The organism is Phyllobacterium sp. 0TCS1.6A (assembly GCF_026420825.1).
GTDB lineage: Bacteria > Pseudomonadota > Alphaproteobacteria > Rhizobiales > Rhizobiaceae > Phyllobacterium.
Genome location: NZ_JAPMAB010000003.1, coordinates 164,790 through 179,146 on the forward strand (window position 1 = coordinate 164,790; position 14,357 = coordinate 179,146).

The window sequence follows — 14,357 nt, forward strand, 5'->3', positions numbered from 1 at the left end:
TCTCTCAACAGTTCGAAAGCTGGGCCTCGATCGCCGCTTTGTCGAGCACTGACCATACTCTGACTATCTTTCCGCCTTCATATTCATAGAAGACGTTTTCGCAAAACTTCACGCGCTTGCCGTTGACGGGAAGGCCGAGGAACTCCCCGCTTGGACTGATGTCAAATTCGAGGCGGCTTGCCAACGTATTCTGATCGCACACCAGAATGCTCACCTTGAAATGCAGGTCGGGGATCTCGCGAAATTCCCTCATCCGGGCCTGTCGGTAGGCCGCAAGACCGACCGTCTCTCCATTATAGGCAACTTCAGTGCCGACATATTTTCCAAGGCTGTCCCAGTCCTGAGTATTGAGACAGTCGATGTATTCTTGGTACAAATCGGCAAGTGCAATCGTCATCTTGGTTTTTCCCTTGCTTCAAGTGATCTGCTCTCGGACCCTGATGACAACGCTCGCGAAATCCTCGGGCCGCTCCTGCGGCACGTTGTGAGCCGCGTCAGCGACGCGGTGTACCCGCGCCCCGGCCTGCGCCAATATCGGTGCGACGTCATCAAACGCGCATGCAAAAGGACCACCGGCCATCCGTCAGCCACGCCATATTCGAGGTAGGCGACGGACAAGGTCTCGGTATTCGCGGTCCGTGTCGAAGTCATTTATGTCGCCCTCAACGCCTACCGCCCTCAATCTTGGCGATGAATGCGCGCAGGTCCCCAAGCATCAACTCCGGTTGCTCGAGCGCCGCGAAATGGCCACCCTTCTGCATGTCGCTCCAATGAACGATATTATAGGTCTTCTCGGCGAACGACCTCGGCGGTGGAAGGAATACTGGATCGGGAAACGCCGCTACGCCCGTCGGGACCTTGATGCGCGTACCCTCTGGAAAGGTCTGCGATCCTTCCAGTCGTTTGCCGTGATAAATCCAGGTCGACGTGACGACAGAGGACGGTGCCAGGTAGAGCATGATGTTTGTGAGCAGTTCATCTTCCGAGAACTTGCTCCAGATATCCGGACTGCCGTTTGTCGTCGTGCCCAGGTCGGCCCACTTGCCAAACTTTTCCAGTATCCACCCCGCCGTGCCGACCGGGCTGTCGGCGAGCGCTGCCCCCAGCGTCTGCGGGCGGGTTTCCTGCTCGTGATTGTAGCCTGTCTCCCAGTCGAGTATTTCAGCGCGCCTCCTGAACAGGTCCTTCTCGTCTGGAGTCGTCGGTTCAGCGTCCTTGGCAATGACGCTGACCATGTTTAGATGAAAACCGAGCAGCGCGTCCGGTTGGCTGTAGGCCATCCAACTCGCGATCCCTGCTCCCCAATCTCCTCCCTGGACGACGTATCGGCGACTCGGAAACAGCCGTGTCATTAGTACATGCATTAGTTCGGCTGCCCGTCGCGGTCCGATGACGCCGGTGATCGGCTGCGAGAATGCGAATCCAGGCAGGGACGGAACGACGACGTCATGACCGTCCGCGACGAGCGGATCGATAAGCCGTTCGAATTCGAGGTAGGAGCCCGGCCACCCATGCAGGAGAAGGAGGGGTGGCCTCGTTCCGTCGCCCCTGGCGTGCAGGAAATGTATCCCTTCGCCCTCGACATTGGTTTTGAAATTGGGAAGTTGATTAAGACGCTGTTCGACCTCGCGCCAGTCATATGTGTCGAGCCAGTAAGCCACCAGGCGCTTGAGGTCATTCACCCCGACGCCGGCCGACCAGCCGCCTGCATCGGTAAGCTGGGACCAGTCATACGCCTCGACCTTCGTGCGGATGGCCGACAATCGTTCATCGGGTATGTGGATCGTAAAGGGCGAGATCATCGTATTTTCCGCTTCAATTCAATTGCCCGACGGGAAAGCCCAGCGGGCAAGTAATTTCCATTGACCTGTCAGATGCAAAGATGGACATTTTTTCCGCCGTATGTAAGCCTTGTTTCTATCAAACACTTTTGCACAGGACGCACAAATGGCCGGGATGGAAGTAATCGATGATCTCGAGGTGTTTACGCTTGTCGCCGCTGCGGGAAGTTTTTCCGCTGCTGGCCGCCGCATTGGTCTTGCGCCCTCTTCAATCGCGAGGATCGTCGATCGCATCGAGGCAAGGCTCGGCGTTCGCCTGTTGCTGAGGACCACCCGTCTGCTGACGATTACCCCGGAAGGCATGGCATATCTGTCTGCTGCCCGTAGAATCCTTGCGGACCTCAGGGAAACCGAGCAAATGATTTCGGACCGGAGTTCTCCGCGCGGGCGCCTGCGGGTGACAACATCCATACAGTTTGGGAGGCTGTCACTGGTTCCGCTCCTTGGCGAGTTCATTCGGCGTTATCCCGACATCATGCTCGACGTCAACCTTACCGACGCGGTCGTGGATATCGCTGCCGGGCAGGCGGACGTCGGTATCCGTTTTGGGCCGCTTGCAGACGGGCCACTGACGGCGCGAAAGCTCGGCGAAACTCGCAAAGTGATTGTCGCTTCGCCAGAATACCTTGCGCGTCGGGGCATACCGAGAGTGCCGGAGGACCTGCATGACCACGACTGCCTTGGTTTCAACTTCAAGCGTGCTGCTCCGACATGGCCGTTTCGGAAAGACGGGCGCGACTATCCACTGACCATCAAAGGCAGCGTGGAGGCAAACAACGGCGAGACCCTAGGACAACTTGCCGCCGACGGCGTAGGTATCACGCGTGTGGGAACCCAGACGGTGGAGAATGCGATCCGATCGGGGCAGCTCGTGCCGCTTCTCGAGGATTTCAATCCCGGAGACGTCGAAGAAATCCATGCGGTGTTCGTCGGTGGCACGCACACGCCGGCGCGCGTCAGGTGCTTTATCGACTACCTCGTAGAACACTCTCGCCTGCTCGGCACAGGGCGCCCTGTGCGTCCGGATGACGAATCCACCTAGCAAATTCCGAAGCTGACGGATGAACGTACTCCCGGTCCTCTGCACACGCATTCCTTATGAGCTCCCGATTTATCGAGGCGGGGGCTGCATGCCGCTACCTTGTTCGAAGGAGGGGCGTGTCAACCCAGATGGCAAAATTCTGTTGTCCGGGTCAGCGTTCGCTGGGATCTTTCCAATCGAGCCGCAGCGAAGTCTTGCCGATCCCAGGATTGAACGAATTGGTTGGATCAAGCTGGCGATAGAAACTCTTTAGACTGTCGGTCGCTTCATACTGGTGGCCCACATTGTGCTCGGCCGGATATTCGGCGCCGCGCGCCTTAAGCAGCGACAGGATCGCATCCTTGACCGTGTCACAATCTTCGCCCTTCTTGACGAGATACTCCTGATGCAGGACGTGGCAGAAAAAATGCCCGCAATACATGGTAAAGTCGATCTTCTGCGTGATTTCGGGTGGCAAGTTTTCGAACCAGTCGATGGTGTTGCGCGGAAGTGCGACATCGAGCGCGACTATGTCTTCGACTGTCCTTGGATGCACGGCACGGTAGCGTACGATCGAGCCGCCAACCGCGAAGCGATTCAGGAAAGCCGCCTGCCCCTCTTTTTGGGTGCACTCAAAATAGCCGCTCTGTTGCGATGGAAAACGAGATGCAAGGTAGCTGCGGGCCTCATCGATGCCGTCATTGCCCATTTTCAGCAGAAGGTGATGTTCGTATCGGTCGCGATATTCATTGAGACGTCGGGGTAGGTGATTTGGGAGCACATCGGAGATGAGCTGTAGTATCCGGTCGCTCACCGCTCCACCCAGGCCAAGCTTTTCGCTGATCCCGTCGAAGCGGCTTTTCAGCGCAAAGGCGAGCGGAACCTTGTCCGTACCGAAAGCCTGGATGAACAGAAACAGGTCCTTGCCATAGCGCTTGCTGGCATCATAGGCGGAGCGATGCATATATTCGCCCGCGATAGGAAGCGAGTTGAAACCGCTTAGGATGTCCCGCCGGATTGCCTCGAGTTCAGAGGGGTCGTTGCTGCCAATGTAGAAAACCTGACTCTTCTCGTCAGTTGCAAACGTATCGAGCCGCACCGCGAACACGGCAATTTTGCCGGCAGAACCCGATGCTTCATACAACCGCCGCGGGTCAGCGTTGAAGCGCGCCGGTGTATTCGCCGAGATGTCACGCACGTGGTTGCAATATTCATGATCCGAAGCATGGAGATCCGACATGACGATATCCGAGTCAGAAATCCTCCCCTCGTCCAGCCTGGCCAGGATAGTTTCTGGCGTGGCGCCCAATTCAATACCCAGATTGTTCACCAGTTTGAGTTCTCCGGCGGCATCAATTCTGGCGAACAGGGCAAATTGCGTGAACGCCGGTCCGCGCCTTATGAGAGAACCGCCTGAATTGTTGCAGATACCGCCGACTACCGACGCACCTATGCAACTTGAACCGATGACCGAGTGGGGCTCCCGCCCGATAGGACGCAGTCTCTTTTCAAGCTGATCGAGGGTGACGCCCGGTTGCGAGACAATTTGGGCACCATCTTTCAATAGATCGAGCCGACGAAGCCGTAGCGTGCTGATGATGACGACGGGACGATCGTAACCTTCGGTGGCTGGGGTCGATCCGCCCGTCAGGCCGGTATTGGCAGCCTGGAAGATGATGATCATTTTCGCCTTGTGGCAAGCCTGAAGGACGCGCCACATTTCCACCAGCGTTCCTGGTCGGATAACCGCCAGCGCGTCGCCGCCTCCATAGCGATAGCCCAGCCGGAACCGACGCGTCTCAGCATCGCTCGTCAAGACATGCCGGCGGCCGACGACCGCGCGAAGTTGCTCAAGAAAATCGTTCATGTGCTCAGCTCGGTCTATTGGTCGGTCCGCCATTGACCTTCAGAAGGTGCGCAACGGTCGGCTCCGCAATTTGGCTTGGGAGAGTATCAGGCGAAGTAACGTACTCGGATGGCATCGATGGCCACGGCGATGAAGATCATGAAGCCGCCGATCATGCCGACATAGAAGGATGGCACATTGGTAATCGCGAGACCAACCTGGATCACGGTCAGAAGAAGCACGCCACCGAGAATGCCCACAACATTGCCGCGTCCGCCAAACACACTCACACCGCCGATGATGGGCGCGGCGATTGCGTAGAGCAGATAGCTCGAACCCTGGTTGGACGTTATCGCCATTTGCCAGGATGCGAGGAGAAAGCCGGCCACGCCCGCCAGGAAACCGGCGATCGTATAGGTGATGATCTTGATGCGGTTGACGCGTATGCCGGCCGAGTTCGAGGCAAGCGGATTGCCGCCCACCGCATAGATCGACCGGCCGAGAATTGTCATGCGCAACATGATGCCAATAACTGCAAGTGCGATCACCAGGATCAACGGCATCAGCGGCCATCCGCCCAACGTCGTAGCCTGGCCAATCCAGACGTAACCGTCGGAAAGGTTAGTTAACGTCTTGCCTTGCGTCAGCGCGAGCAGCGCACCCTGTAGAATGATCATCATCGACAGTGTCTGGATCAGCGACACCATGCGCAGTTTGGTGATGCAAAGCCCGTTAAAGAAACCGACCAGTGTGGCGACGCCCACACCAACCAGCATTGCCAGGAACCAGGGCATTCCCAGGTCCGAGTAGGCAAGTGCACCGATCGCAGACGAAAAGCCCAAATTTGCCGGGATCGAAAGATCGATCTCGGCTACCAGCAGGGGCAAGGCAACGGCGAGTCCAAGCATGCCGAGAACTGTCGCCTGCACGGTGATGTTCTGCATGTTCAGCACGGTCAGGAAAAATTCGTTGAACATGCCGAAGCCGATGACAAGTGCTACCAACCATATCCAGACCACGTTATGCAGAATCCAGCCGATCATCTTGTGCATCCCCGCATTTTTCTCGGCGGCTGCTTCCTTCGGTATGGATGTGGTCGTGACAGTGCTCATTCTCTTGTTCCTCTACCGTTGCTTGATCACACCTGCGCGAGGCGGCGCAAACTTTCGGTTGTAATGTCATCGCCAGTTAGGGTTTCGTAGATGGCGCCGTTTCGAAATACGCAGACGCGATCGACGGAGCGCACCAGCTCGTCCGTATCGGTCGAGACGATGATGACGCTGACGCCGGTCTTGCTCAATGCATCGATAATGCGCAGCACATCCTGCTTGACGCCGACGTCGATGCCTCTTGTTGGTTCGTCAAGTATCAGAAGCCGCGGCTCCGTCGCCAGCACACGACCCAGGCAAACCTTCTGCTGATTGCCACCGCTGAGCGTGTTCACAACGGCTGCAGCGTTTGGCGCCTTGATCCCCATGCTGGAAAAATAGCCGTCACAGAGATTCGCTTCCTCGCCGCGCTGTATGAAGCCGAATAGCGCGCGGCGCTGGAGCGACGAAAGAGCAATATTCTCAGCGATGGAAAGATGTCCCACGACACCGTCCCTGCGTCGGTCGTCCGATAGATAGGCGATACCGTTGTCGAAGGCTGCCTGCGGATGGTTCGGCAACCCCTGCCCGGCCTTCCCTTCGAAGCTGATGCTTCCGGATCTTGAACGATTCAGGCCGAAGATGGCCTTGGCAAGCTCCTTCGCACCAGCACCGGGAAGTCCAGTGAAACCGACGATTTCTCCCTTCCTGATATCAAGACGGTCAAGATCGACATCGTCCGCAACGACGTTGTGTAAACTAACGGCCACAGGTTCGGCTTCGAAGCTCCGCCGCTCTCGCTGGAACAAAACCAGACCACGTCCAAGCACAAGTTCCGAAAGTTGCGCCGACGTCATCGACCCAATGTCCTCGCTGCCACCAGCAAGAGAACCGTCGCGCAAGACCGATACGGCATCGCAAATCTCGAGGATTTCGTCGTTGTAGTGGGAAATGAAAATGAACGTAACGCCGTCATTCTTCAGCTGACGCATGAAATCGAAAAGCTGACGGCGATCCGGAACGGTCAAAGCAGCCGTTGGTTCGTCCAAAATGATGACCTTGCCGCCTGAGAACATGGCACGCAGAATGTTGAGCTTGCGGCGCGCAACGGCATTCAGCCTACCGGCGTTAATGTCAGGGTCTATACCCGAATCTTTGAGCATGCGCGCGGCGTCCGCTTTCAGCTTGCTCCAGCGTACGAAGCCGCCTTTTGCTGGCCAGATGCCGAGCATGAGGTTTTCCGCGGCGGACATGTGATCAATGATCATGGGCTCCTGCGTGACGAGGAACACACCAGCCTGCTCCATGGCGCGCACGTCGGCGTCGGCTACATTGATGCCATCCAGGTAAATGGCGCCGCTGCTGGGAGCTCTCTGGCCGGAGATAATCCCGACCAGCGTGCTTTTCCCTGCACCGTTTTCGCCGAGCAGGCCATGAATGCTGCTGCGGCGAATATTGAGACTGACGGAGCGGAGTGCATAGAAGAGGCCGTACACCTTGCTTACATTTTCGACACGCAAGACAAACTCGGCGTCAGGCGCAGTGCTCGCTGCAGCGCCCATTGTCCTGTGTTTGGTCGTTTCGACTCTCAATTCGGCCTCCTCCCTACATCTCCTACCGTTCGATACGGTAACCCGGCCGCCAAAACGGAGCGGCCAGGCAACCGCCGTATATCACGTGTAAGGAACGCCCCATTCCTTTTCAGCGACATAGCCCCAGTGGCGCTTGTCAGAGGCGTTTTCGCCATTGATGATGAATGGCGGAATGATCAGCGTCGGGCCGGTAGTGCCCGCGACGATTTCGCCCTTCTCCCAGAAATACTTCTTGTTTTCATAGGTGCCGGTCGGAACCGCCTCGCCCTTCATGGAATGCTTCTCGAGCATCTCGACAGCGATCTCGCCATAGGCGATCGGATCCTGCGAAACGCAGGCATCCATGTAGCCTTCCTGCAGCAGCTTTACCGCAACGGGCTCACCGTCGATCGTCACGAAGATTACGTGGCCTTCTTCTCCGACCTTCTTCCAGCGCCCCTTCTGCTGAAGGGCCGTGGCGATACCGCGAGCGGGAGAGTCGCTTGGCGCGTGAACAGCATCGAGATCCGGGTGCTCCGACAGTGTGGCCAAGGTAACGGATAACATCAGGTCGAGCTGACCTTCGGTCGGACGGGTGATATAGGTAATATCAGGATACTTGGCGAATTCTTCGTCCATGCCTTCCTTGCGCTGACGCCACGCGACGCTCGCCAGGGAGCCAAAGCAATTCAGCACCTTGCCACGCGGGGCGCCATGTTTCTTCGTCAGACGATCTATGATCTCGCGTGCCGCCATGACACCCCCGAGATGATTGTCAAAGCTGACAGTGATGGCAACGTCGCCGCCATCGGCCGGCGTGTCTATGATGGCTACCGGGATTTTCTTCTGATTGTAGCGGCGGATGGCACTGACGATCGCCTGACTATCGATCGGATCAGCAACCATGGCGGCGGGCTGTGAGAGCATCAGGCTCTGCCACTGCTCCAGTTGCTTGGTATTGTCGAAGTTCGCATTGGTCGCCTGGAAAGCCCAACTCCGGCCCTCAACGGCGCGCTTGACGGCTTCTTCCTCGATGACGAAAAAATAGTAGTCGAGGCTCTTATTGCTGAACGGCAGGAACACCCGGTCTTGCGCATACGCCATGCGCCCCGCTGTCGCACTCACACCCAATGCAAGCCCTGTCGCCAGGACCTGGCGACGGTTCACTCTGAAATCATTTCCCACGTTTCAACCTCCCTGTTTTCTTGAGATAGTTTCACTACATTATACCCGTCAGTGTCAAGTCACTTCCATTCACAAGCTAACTCCTCCGCTTAAAAACGACGCATTTCGACTGAAAATGCCGAGATACGAAGCGGTTTGGCTAGGCGGACTCCGATCGTGTCGGGAAATGCGCTAAGGTCGATCTGAAGTTTTACTACATCTCTCGCATTTTTACATAGGACGATCCGTCCAAGCAGCCGACAACCATTCCTGCGGATTCGCGGGTGAAAAGACCATTCTCAACCACACCGGGGATCTGGTTGAGCGCGACCTCGAGAGACCTGGCATCTGAAATTACTCCACATTTGCAATCCAGAATGAAATTGCCACTGTCGGTCACGACAGGTTGACCGTCGCGCATGCGTCGATCGATGCTTGCCTGGATGCCATGCTCGGCTAGCACGCGCGCAATCATCCTTTCGCTCTGCTTCCATGCAAACTGCACCACTTCAACCGGCAATGGAAACGCCCCGAGGCTATCAACGATCTTCGTTTCATCGCAGATCGTGATCATCCGTTTGGACGCGTGCGCAATGATCTTTTCCCATAGAAGACAAGCGCCGCCACCCTTGATCATGTTGAACTGACGATCAATTTCGTCAGGTCCGTCGATCGTCAGGTCCAGTTCGCCAATGTCGTTTGGGTCAGTAATGGCAATGCCAACTTCGCGTGCAACATCAATGGTCGACCGGGACGTGGTCGTACAGGTCAGCTTCATGCCATTGGCAACATGCTTGCCGAGTTCGCGAACGAAGAAGTGGGAAGTCGTGCCGGATCCCAGCCCCAGCTTCATGCCGTCGTGGACGAACTCTTCAATGACCCTGCGGCCGGCTACTTTCTTGGCTTCATTCTGCTGGTCGGACATTTCTATTCCTTGATGACGAGTGAATTCAAATCTTGTCGGTCAGCCACGAATCGAGTGCCGGTAGCTGGTCCGGGAATTCGCTGCCGCTCGAGACGGCGATAGCTGTAACGAGCATGTTGATGACGAGGTGGTGGTTCAGGCGCGAGGCAAGCGGCGTCATGAGTTCCGTCTGATCATAGGGAAGGACCGCAATCAGAGCGTCGGTCACGTGGGCCAGCGGGCTTTGCGCAGCTGTGACCGAGACAACGCGGGCTCCGCCCGCTCGCGCCGCGATCGCGAGTTCCACCATCTGCTTCGTATGGCCCGATTGCGAAAAGATAAGCGCAACCTCGCTCGGGCGCGCGCTTTCAGCATGCATCCACTGTTTGTTCCGGCCAAGAATCGCCGCGCAACGCATGCCGAGCCGCTGGAATTTGTGTTCGGCGTCAATTGCCGTCACCTCGGATATGCCGCTTGCATAAATTCCGGTCCATGCCGCATCGCGCAGCAAGAGCGCCGCGCTCTCGATCTGCTGTGGGACCAGATCTTCCATCGCGCGCTGTATTGCATTCAGCGAATTGCGGCACGTTTTACGCACAATATTATCAATGCCGTCATTCGGAATGATCTGCTCGTAAGCAAAGGGCGCGGAGGGAACCAGACTCTGGGCGAGTTTGAGCTTGAAGTCCTGATAGCCTCCGTAGCCGAACCTACGGCAAAAGCGCATGATCGTGGGATCGCTGACGGAACAGCTTTCGGCCAGTTTTGCCATACTCATATGGATAACGTCGCCGGGCGATGTATTCACGAACGTTGCGATGCGCTGTTCGGCAGCGCCCATCTTGTCCATTTCCTGGTATATGCGCTGCAGCAAGCTTACCGTCATGCGATCCGCCCCCTGCCAACGGCAGACTCTTGAGTTGTCGATGGGCGGTACGCCATAAGGTCGGAAATGCGTGTCAGACGCTGCCTGGGCTCAACATCGACACCGGCGCCGCCACCCCACGGCACCACGAAGAATGTCGCCTTGATGGCATCCGCCGTTGCCTTGTCAACATTCGTGTCTCCGACATAGGCCCAACTTCCCTTGTTCACGCCCATGCGGTCAGCCACGGCCAGAAGGTGACGCGGATCGGGTTTGCAAGCGGGAACAGCATCGGCACCGAGAGCAACTTCAATAATATTGTCGAGTCCGAGAATTTGGAGAATTTGCTGTGTCAGCGCATGCGGTTTATTCGTGCAGATACCGAGGCGAAAGCCGGCTTCATGAAGACTTTGCAGGTCCTCGTGAACATTGCTGAAGAAGCGCGTCCGGCTGGCTGGGTCCCGTTCGTAATTCGCAATATAGCTTTTGACGGCCGCATCGACGGTCGTATCGTCGACGGGTATGCCTTGGTCGACGAAAATGTCCCACAACAAACGGCGCGGCCCGTTGCCGATGAATTTCTCCACATAATCCACTTCGAGTTCCGGTAAGCCGTTGGCCGCCATGTAGACATTGACCGCAGCGGCGATGTCGGGAGCGCTGTCGATCAGCGTACCGTCCAGGTCAAATATTAGAGCCGAATAGTTGGTCATAGCTGCCAGGTCCTCGCGGTTTCCGCAGTAATTTCTTCAGTCAGCAAAAGCAGGATCGGCCAACGCGGAAAAGCTCGCGCGAAGTGCCGGGTAGAGATCGCTATAAATTCTGTGCCCCTTGCGATAAACATCACGTGCGGAATCATTGGCACGTTCCCGTGTCAGCGCCCGGATCGTCCCGGCGGCCTCGGTCGCATCCTTCCAGGCGGCAATCCCGACGCCTGCGACCAGCGCCGCGCCGAATGCAGCACCTTCAGCGGCGCCTTCAGTGGTTACGACATCGCAGTCAAACATGTCCGCCTGTATCTGGCGCCACAACCGGGATTTAGCCCCGCCTCCAGACGCCTTGATCACTTTTCCCTCGATACCCATCAGCTTCATCAACGCGTGCATGTCATAAAACGCGTGTACCACACCCTCCATGACGCTGCGGCCCATATCACCAAGCGTATGCCGCGCGGTCAGGCCGACAAAGGCCCCGCGCGCCACCGGGTCGGGATGCGGGCAACGCTCGCCATTGAGATAGGGCAGGAACAGCAAGCCCCGCGCGCCTGCAGGGCTCTCGGACGCTGCATCGCAGATGGCCTCGAACGACAACTCGTCGCCGCGGCCAGCTTGTGCAAGGACAGATCGGAACCAGCCCATCGCGCCGCCGGCATTCAGCGAAACCCCCATGGCGTGCCACTTTGAAGGCGCGACGTTACAAAACATCTGGATGCGGCCATCAGGGCTCGGCGACGGAGCATCGAGCGCTGCCGCCAGGATGCCGGCAGTTCCTATCGTGGTTTGCAAATCGCCAGGAGCGATGACGCCGGAACCGATCGTTTGGATCACGCTGTCCCCGCCCCCTCCTACCACCGGAATACCGGCTGGCAGTCCGAACAACGCCGCACCCGATGCGCTGACTTGCCCGGAAATCTCATGCGATTCATGGCAGATCGGCAAAAGTGAAGGATCAATACCGAGCATTTCAATCAAGTCGGTGGCCCAGACGCGGTTCTTCACGTCGAACAGGCCGGTCCCTGATGCGTCGGACACCTCCGTCGCCAGTTCCCCCGTCAGCATGAAACGCAGGTAATCCTTCGGGTTCAGGACATGGCGCAGCCGCGCGAAGAGTTCCGGTTCGTGCCTGCTCATCCAGACAATTTTTCCGCCTGTATAGCCAACCAACATCCGGTTTCCCGTTCGGCCGATGAGCGCCTCGATGCCTCCTGCCTTGCGAGTAATTTCTGCTGCCTCAGCCGCATTCCGCTGATCGTTCCAGAGGATTGCAGGGCGAAGAACCTTCTTGTCTTTATCGAGCGGCGTCAGGCCATGCATCTGGCCGGACAGCCCGATGGAGGCCAGTTTCACATCCCGGCGCTGGTCCATAACTTCGGCTACGGCCTTGCGAGTGCCCTCAACCCAAAGGGACGGGTCCTGTTCGGTCCAGCCGGCGCGCGGCTGAGAAAGGCCGTAGGTTGCAGTGCCCGTCGCCAGGACGTCGCCGTCCACGGACAGCAGCAGCGCCTTGCAGCCGGAAGTTCCGATATCGATGCCCAACAAAGCGATCGTCATGGCTCACGCCCCGACGCCGTGAAAGAGGCGCACGTGCTTGAAATTGAAGTATTCCAGCAGCCCTTCCCGGCCGTGTTCATAGCCGATGCCGCTCTGCTTGCGACCACCGTAAGGTGCATTCATAATGCCGGCGTCGACATTGTTGATGGCGACGTTACCATAGTCGAGTTCGGCTGAAAGCTGATAGATTTCCTCCAGATCGCGGGCATACACGTAGGAAGCAAGACCGTAGGGCGTATCGTTTGCGCGTGAGGCAGCCTCCTCCAATGAGTCGAACGGCGCGACCCCAACGAGAGGTCCGAACGTTTCTTCGCTCATGACCTTCATGTCCTGCGTACAGTCGGCGACGATCGTCGGTCTGAAAAAGAAGCCCTTTTCGAACTCCGGGCCTTGTGGTGCATTGCCACCTGCAACGAGGCGGGCGCCCTTGACCAGGGCATCATCAAGATGGTCGCGCGTTTTAGTCAGTGGATCGCGGGAGGCCATCGAACCAAGGTCCGCGGCGGGGTTGTCGAGGCCGTCACCGATTGTAAGGGCGTCGGCAGCCTTGGCAAATCCATCGAGAAACGTCTCGTAGATCGGGCGTGCGACGTATATGCGATTTATTGCGATGCAGATCTGCCCCATGTTGCGGAAGGACCTGCGCGTCGCGCCTTTCACCGCCGCATCGATATCAGCGCTTTTCGTGACGATCATCGGGCAGTTTCCACCGAGTTCCAGCGACAGGCGCTTGACGCTCGGGCAGGAGCGCTGAATATGCAGTCCGACAGCGCTGGAACCAGTGAAGGCGATCTTGTCGACACCTGAATGTTCCACGAGTGCCTGACCAACGATCGAGCCCTTCCCCGTCAATACGTTGACGACACCGGCTGGAATCCCGGCTTCGCTCACCTTTTCAGCGATGGCCAGTGCGGTAAAAGGCGTAAGTTCTGCCGGCTTTATGATAATGGTGCATCCGGCAGCAAGGCTGGCGCAAAGTTTCCACCCGACGAGCTCCGCCGGATAGTTCCAAGGCGTGATCGCTCCAACGACACCGATCGGCTCGCGCACTACCTGGCTTTGATAACCATTCTGGTCATTCGGTACGATTTCGCCGAAAACGCGTACAGCTTCCTCGCCATAGAAGTGGCAGGCTTCCGCAAGCTTGAGGATTTCACCTTTTGCCTCGTTCAGCGGCTTGCCCTGCTCGCTCGTCATGATCTGCGCCATATTCAGCGCATCGGCAGCAATCAGCTCGCCAAGGGCGTGCAAAGCGTTGGCTCGCACTTTTGCCGGGACACGAGACCAAACCCTGAAAGCCGCGCGAGCACTTTCAACAGCGGCGTCGACCTCTTCGGCCGTCGTGGCTGCAATCTGACCGATCCGATCGCCCCGTGCAGGGTTTATGACGTCGATGCGTCCGCCGCGTCCTTCGACAAACTGGCCGCCGATAAACAGCTTGCCGCTGATTTGCGACAGTTTGACTGCAGGCATATAGTCCTCCACATGTTTCCTTGTCGCCGGACGCGACGTGCCCGACTGATGTTTGAAACTAGCATAACTACCTGAAACACAATTGTTGAAATCATGCAATCAGGAATTTTCAACGACGGTGCCTCTTTTGCCTCATCATGCTGCTTTTGTTAAGGAAAATAGCCCATTGCTCCCGAGTTTCCTGACACTGATTGCCGAGACTGCCGCGAAAATGCGCATTTCTCCGAAAGCTCTCCCTATTTGCTCTTGACGAGATGAGGGTCATTTAAATAGTTTTACTACACACAAACTGGAGGAGTACGCGAAGCGACAAA

General features: G+C 57.3%; 12 protein-coding genes. 1 reads left to right on the forward strand and 11 read right to left on the reverse strand.

Annotated elements, in window-relative coordinates; all coding sequences use genetic code 11:
* Positions 1-4 precede the first annotated feature (4 nt).
* Positions 5-397, reverse strand: coding sequence for an ester cyclase (locus OSJ75_RS08950; protein ID WP_267227643.1), 393 nt, complete (start codon positions 395-397; stop codon positions 5-7).
* Between the two features lie 265 nt (positions 398-662).
* Positions 663-1,802, reverse strand: a complete 1,140-nt coding sequence (locus OSJ75_RS08955; RefSeq protein WP_267227645.1) for an epoxide hydrolase family protein — start codon at positions 1,800-1,802, stop codon at positions 663-665.
* Between the two features lie 145 nt (positions 1,803-1,947).
* Here OSJ75_RS08955 and OSJ75_RS08960 point away from each other — a divergent pair, with 145 nt between their 5' ends.
* Positions 1,948-2,883, forward strand: coding sequence for a LysR substrate-binding domain-containing protein (locus OSJ75_RS08960; RefSeq protein ID WP_267227646.1), 936 nt, complete (start codon positions 1,948-1,950; stop codon positions 2,881-2,883).
* 151 nt (positions 2,884-3,034) lie between these two features.
* Here OSJ75_RS08960 and dld read toward each other — a convergent pair whose 3' ends face one another.
* The 9 genes from dld to OSJ75_RS09005 form a co-directional block, all read right to left on the reverse strand.
* Positions 3,035-4,729 (reverse strand): D-lactate dehydrogenase, encoded by a 1,695-nt coding sequence (gene dld, locus OSJ75_RS08965; RefSeq protein WP_267227647.1) that lies wholly within the window; start codon positions 4,727-4,729, stop codon positions 3,035-3,037.
* A gap of 86 nt (positions 4,730-4,815) precedes the next feature.
* Positions 4,816-5,820, reverse strand: coding sequence for an ABC transporter permease (locus OSJ75_RS08970; protein ID WP_267227648.1), 1,005 nt, complete (start codon positions 5,818-5,820; stop codon positions 4,816-4,818).
* A 26-nt stretch (positions 5,821-5,846) separates the two neighbouring features.
* A complete protein-coding gene (locus OSJ75_RS08975) occupies positions 5,847-7,388 on the reverse strand; it encodes a sugar ABC transporter ATP-binding protein (protein WP_250015809.1) in 1,542 nt (513 codons plus the stop codon).
* Positions 7,389-7,469: 81 nt separating this feature from the next.
* Positions 7,470-8,552, reverse strand: coding sequence for a sugar ABC transporter substrate-binding protein (locus tag OSJ75_RS08980; protein WP_267227649.1), 1,083 nt, complete (start codon positions 8,550-8,552; stop codon positions 7,470-7,472).
* Between the two features lie 193 nt (positions 8,553-8,745).
* Entirely contained in the window at positions 8,746-9,456 is a 711-nt protein-coding gene (rpiA, locus tag OSJ75_RS08985; protein ID WP_267227650.1) for a ribose 5-phosphate isomerase A, read from the reverse strand.
* A gap of 25 nt (positions 9,457-9,481) precedes the next feature.
* Positions 9,482-10,321, reverse strand: coding sequence for a MurR/RpiR family transcriptional regulator (locus OSJ75_RS08990; RefSeq protein ID WP_250015806.1), 840 nt, complete (start codon positions 10,319-10,321; stop codon positions 9,482-9,484).
* Positions 10,318-11,013: an HAD-IA family hydrolase gene (locus tag OSJ75_RS08995; RefSeq protein WP_250015804.1), complete on the reverse strand. Its 696-nt coding sequence runs from the start codon at positions 11,011-11,013 to the stop codon at positions 10,318-10,320. The genes OSJ75_RS08990 and OSJ75_RS08995 overlap by 4 nt, the downstream gene beginning before the upstream one ends.
* Positions 11,014-11,049: 36 nt before the next feature.
* A complete protein-coding gene (gene xylB, locus OSJ75_RS09000) occupies positions 11,050-12,570 on the reverse strand; it encodes a xylulokinase (protein WP_267227653.1) in 1,521 nt (506 codons plus the stop codon).
* 3 nt (positions 12,571-12,573) lie between these two features.
* Positions 12,574-14,043 carry an aldehyde dehydrogenase family protein gene (locus OSJ75_RS09005; protein WP_267227654.1) on the reverse strand — a complete coding sequence of 490 codons (1,470 nt, stop codon included), beginning with the start codon at positions 14,041-14,043 and terminating at the stop codon, positions 12,574-12,576.
* Positions 14,044-14,357 lie beyond the last annotated feature (314 nt).